2 protein-coding genes are annotated in these 4,502 nt (G+C 69.1%); one reads left to right on the forward strand and one right to left on the reverse strand.

The window, feature by feature from the left end; translation table 11 throughout:
* A partial coding sequence (locus LQV45_RS18690) for a family 43 glycosylhydrolase (protein ID WP_230008308.1) occupies positions 1–3,537 on the forward strand: 3,537 nt, incomplete at its 5' end.
* Between the two features lie 147 nt (positions 3,538–3,684).
* Here the strand turns inward: LQV45_RS18690 and LQV45_RS18695 are convergent.
* A partial coding sequence (locus LQV45_RS18695; RefSeq protein WP_253074577.1) for an SLC13 family permease occupies positions 3,685–4,502 on the reverse strand: 818 nt, incomplete at its 5' end.

A 4,502-nucleotide genomic window follows, 5' to 3' on the forward strand; every position in this document is an offset into this window, starting at 1 on the left:
CTCCCCGCCTCGTCGCAGGGCCTGGACGTGACGTGGTCGTCTGCCGACACCGACGTCATCACCGACGACGGTGTCGTCACGCGGCCCGACGGCGACACGACCGTCGCGCTCACGGCATCCGTCACCAAGGGGGCCGTGACTCTGACGCGCTCGTTCTCGGCCGCGGTCCGCAAGGCCGCGAACATCGGGGCGTTCGAGGGCTACACGTTCGCGTACTTCACCGGGAACTCCGTCGCGGGCGAGAACATCTACTTCGCCGCGAGCAACGGGAACAACGCCCTGTCGTGGACCGAGCTGAACAACGGCCAGGCCGCGCTCACCTCGACCTACGGCGAGAAGGGTCTGCGTGACCCGTTCCTCATCCGTTCCCCCGAGGGCGACACGTTCTACCTCATCGCCACCGATCTCTCGATCGGCCGCAACGGCGACTGGGACCGCGCGCAGCGTCAGGGCTCGAAGTACATCGAGGTCTGGGAGTCGCACGACCTCGTCACCTGGAGCGAGCAGCGCCACGTGAAGGTCTCGCCCGACACCGCCGGCAACACCTGGGCGCCCGAGGCGTACTGGGACGAGTCGCTCGGCGAGTACGTCGTCTTCTGGGCGTCGAAGATCTACCCCGAGAACGACCCGAACCACACGTCGGGCGTCGCGAACAGCATGCTCTACGCCACCACGCGCGACTTCGTCACCTTCAGCGACACGAAGGTGTGGCAGGGCGGCATGTCGCGCATCGACTCCACGGTCATCAAGGCCGACGGGGTCTACCAGCGTTTCACCAAGGACGAGGGCGCCGGCACGACCGGGTGCAGCGACATCATCCAGGAGAGCTCTCCGGTGCTGACCGCGACGCTCGACAAGTGGACGCCCGTCACTTCGTGCATCGGCAAGAACGCGGGCACGGGCGCGGTCGAGGGACCGAGCATCTTCAGATCAAACCCCGGTGACGTCAACGGTGACAAGTACTACCTCTTCGTCGACGAGTACGGCGGGCGGGGCTACATCCCCCTCGCTACGACCGACATCGCGAACCCGGACTGGAAGGTGCCGGCGAGCTATCGCCTGCCCGCCAGCCCGCGTCACGGCACGGTCATCCCCGTGACGGCGGCTGAACTGACGGCGCTGCGCGCCAACCTGCCTCAGCCCGTCTCGGCCAACGAGAACGGCGAGATCCTGCGCTACGACTTCAGCGACGCGCCGGGCGCGGTCCTGCACGATCGTTCGGGCGCCGGACGCGACGCGCAGATCCAGGGCGGTGCGACGTTCTCGGACGGTGCGCTGACTTTCGACGGGACGAACGATTACGTCGACCTTCCCGACGACGTGCTCGCCGGCGTCAACGACTTCACCGTCGAGACCGAGGTGCTCCTCGACCCCGCTCAGCGCACGCCGTACTTCCTCTACGGTTTCGGCAACACCGCCGGCGACGGGGCCGGAAACGGCTACCTGTTCTCGACCGGTGACGGTCAGTACCGTGGCGCGCTCACGACCGGCAACTGGAGCGGCGAGCAGAACACCGGCTCGGGTTCGGCGCTTCCCCGCAACAAGTGGGTGCACCTGACCTACACGTTGAGCGGGAGCACGGCGCGCCTGTTCCTCGACGGCGTTCAGGTCGCCGAGAACCGCAACGTCACGGTGCGTCCCGGCGACATCGGTGGCGGTCGCACGGCGGCGAACTACATCGGCAAGTCCGTGTACAACGCCGACAACCTGTTCCGCGGCAAGGTGCGCGAGTTCGCCCTGTTCAACCGGGCGCTCTCGCCGACCGAGATCGTCGAGCAGTCGGGCAACCCGACCATCCTCGGGGCCGTCAGCCTGCAGGATGCCAGTGCGCTCAAGGTCGCCCCGATGGTCGACGGTGCCACGCGTTCGGTGGTGTTCCCGGTGAAGCCCGGCACCGACCTGACGCAGCTGCGTCCGACGTTCGCCACGGCGTCCGGCACGACGGCGTCCCCGGCCTCGGGAACCGTGCGCAACCTGACCTCGCCGGTGACGGTGACGCTGAAGACCGACGGACAGGCCGACACGGTCTGGACGCTCTCGGCGGTCGAGATGAAGAGCCCGGTCCTGCCGGGGCTGTACGCCGACCCGAACATCGCGGTGTTCGGCGACACGTACTACATCTACGCCACGACCGACGGTGTCCCGGGCTGGGGCGGCAACGCGTTCTACGTCTGGAGCTCGAAGAACCTCGTCGACTGGACGCGCTCGGACGAGCCCATCCTGACGCTGGACGGCGCGAACGGGAACGTCCCGTGGGCCACCGGCAACGCCTGGGCGCCGACGATCATCGAGAAGGGCGGGAAGTACTACTTCTACTTCAGCGGGCACGAGCCCAACGCCAATCGCAAGATGATCGGCGTCGCCGTGGCCGACAGCCCCGAGGGGCCGTTCACCGCCGAGGCGCAGCCGATGATCACCAACGCCGAGAGCGTCAACAGCGGTCAGGCGATCGACCCGGCGGCGTTCACCGACCCGAAGACCGGAAAGTCGTACCTCTTCTGGGGCAACGGCCGACCCGTCTACGGTGAGCTCTCCGACGACATGAAGAGCATCACGGCGGGGACGATCAGGTCCATCAGCGGTCTGACCGACTTCCGCGAGGGGCTCTTCGTGAACTACCGCGACGGGATGTACCACCTCACGTACGCGATCGACGACACCGGTTCGGAGAACTACCGCGTCGGGTACGCCACGTCGACGAGCATCGACGGACCGTGGACGTACCGCGGCATCCTGCTCCAGAAGGACGCGTCGCAGGGCATCCTCGGCACGGGCCACAGCTCGATCATCACCGTGCCCGGAACCGACGAGTGGTACATCGCGTACCACCGGTTCGCGATCCCGGGCGGGAACGGCACCCACCGCGAGACGACGATCGATCGCCTCGAGATCGGGCCGGACGGCTTCTTCGCCACCGTGAAGCCGACGCTCTCCAGCGTCGACCCGCGCGAGGTGCCGGACACCCCGGAGCCGACGCCGACGCCGACGCCGACGCCGACGCCGACCGCGACACCGACACCGACCGCGACGCCCACGCCCACCGCGACGCCCACCGCGACGCCGACGCCGACCGCGAGCCCGGAGCCGACGGCCACGTCGGTGCCGACCGCGACGCCGAGCGCGCAGCCCACGACGACCCCGGATGCCGGAGCGTCGGTGTCCGTCTCGACCACGACGGTCGAGCGCGGGGGCATCGTGCGCGTGACGGTCACGGGTCTCGGCGCCGGTGAGCAGGTGACGGCGGAACTCCGCAGCGACCCGATCCGGATCGCGGGCATCCCCGCGGCCGACGCGAACGGCCGTGTCACCTTCGACGTGCAGATCCCCGGCAACCTCGCCGCGGGCAGCCACACGATCGTGGTCTTCGGGGCGGACGGCCAGGTGATCCGGTCGATCCCGATCACGGTGGTCGCGGCCGGGCAGCTGGCCACGACCGGTGCGCAGGCGCCGCTCGGCGGTGCGCTGCTGGCGGCGTTCCTGCTGGTCGCCGGGGCTGCGGTGTGGACGATCCGTCGTCCGCGACGCACCGACGCCTGATCGGCTGAACAGGAGAGGACCCCGGATGCCACGGCATCCGGGGTCTTCTGTCGGCGTCCCGCCCACGTTCGCGTGAGGGGTCAGAATCTGTCGCTTCGCGCTGACCGAAGCGACACTTCTTGACCCCTCACGCCCGTGGTCGGCGGCTCAGCCCAGCAGCGGGACCGCGCCCACCAGCACGCCGACGGCGAGCATCACGAGCGACACGATCGTGGCGCGCCACAGCACCTTCTTGTGGTGGTCGCCGAGGTTGACGCCGGCGAGCGACACGAGCAGCAGGATCGCCGGGACCAGCGGGCTCTGCAGGTGCACGGGCTGCCCGGTGATCGAGGCCCGGGCCATCTCGACCGGGGCGATGCCGTAGTTCGCGGCGCTCTCGGCGAGGACGGGGAGGATGCCGAAGTAGAAGGCGTCGTTCGACATGAAGAACGTGAACGGGATCGACAGCACGCCCGTGATGACGGCGAGGAACGGACCCATCGATGCCGGGATGACCTGGGTGATCCAGGCGGCCATCGCGGTGACCATCCCGGTGCCGTTGAGCACGCCCACGAGGACGCCCGCGGCGAGGACCATCGAGACGACACCGACGATGCTCGGGGCGTGCGCGACGATCTCGTCGGCCTGCGACCGCAGCTTCGGGAAGTTGACGATGAGGGCCAGGGCCGCGCCCACCATGAAGACGAACGCGAGCGGGAAGAGATCCATCACCAGCAGGACCATCACGGCGACGGTGAGGGCCAGGTTGAACCAGATGAGCTTCGGCCGCAGGGTCGGGCGGTTCGGGTCGAGCATCGTGTCGGCCATCGCGGTGTCGGCCGTGTCGACCAGCTGCGCCGCGGCGACGGCGTCGCGACCGCCGCGGACGGTGACGATGTTGCCGGTGCGCAGCGACGCCACGGCGCCGGGCTTGGGCTCCGCGCCGCGGAACAGCTTCGGCGCGCCGAGGCGACCGAACCCGCCGG

The organism is Microbacterium sp. Bi128 (assembly GCF_918698205.1).